Raw genomic sequence first — 877 nt, 5'->3', positions numbered from 1 at the left:
CCACGAGGTAACCGCGGATCTTGACCTGGTCGCCGACGCGCCCGGCGAACTCCAGCTGCCCGTCGGCGGTGCGCCGCATGAGGTCGCCGGTGCGGTACATGCGCGTACCGGCGGGGTCGGTGACGAAGCGCTCGTCGGTCAGTGCGGTGTCGTGGTGGTAGCCGCGGGCCAGCCGGTCGCCGGCGACGTACAGTTCGCCGGTCTCCCCGTCGGGCACGGGGACGAGGCCGGGACCGAGGAGCCGGAACTCCAGGCCGTCCATCGGCCGGCCCACGGGGACCGGGCCGTCCGGCGGGCAGGCGGCGGTCATCGTGGTGTGCGCCGCGAAGGCGGTGAGCTCGGTGGCGCCGTACATGGCCCGTACGACGGTGTCCGGGCAGGCGTCGAGCACCCGCCGTACGGCCGTCGGGGCGATCACGTCGCCGCCGGTGAGCACCTCCCGGACCGGGGCGAAGACGTCGGGGGCCTCCTGGGCGAAGACGCGGAAGAGTCCGGCCGTCACGTGCAGGGCGGTGATGGACTCGTCGGCGAGGAGCCGGCGGACGGTGGCCACGTCGGGCTCGCCGGGCGGGGCCAGGACGACACGGCCGCCGCGCAGCAGCGGCACCCAGATCTCGTACGTGGAGACGCCGAAGGCGTAGGGGGCCAGGGACAGGATCCGCCGGTGCGCCTCGGACCAGGAGGAGTCGGCGGTGAACGCGAGCACGCCGCGGTGGGTGACCTCCACGCCCTTGGGCGCGCCGGTGGAGCCCGAGGTGTGGATGACGTAGGCCACGGCGTCGGGGCCGCACGCGACGCCCGGGTCGGTGGCGGGTGCGGCGGCCACCGCCGGGTCGGTGGCGGGCTCGACGACCTCGCCGGCCCGCGGCAGTCCGCG

At 75.8% G+C, this 877-nt stretch carries 1 protein-coding gene; it reads right to left on the bottom strand.

What is annotated here, in order from left to right:
- Positions 1 to 877: AMP-binding protein (locus B7767_RS40785; RefSeq protein WP_143652948.1), on the bottom strand; the 877-nt coding region annotated here is incomplete at both ends.

The sequence above is a fragment of the Streptomyces sp. 13-12-16 genome, assembly GCF_002114215.1.
Classification (GTDB): Bacteria; Actinomycetota; Actinomycetes; order Streptomycetales; family Streptomycetaceae; genus Streptomyces.
The sequence above is the reverse complement of the archived record's forward strand: the minus strand, read 5'-3'. Positions and strand labels throughout refer to the sequence as shown.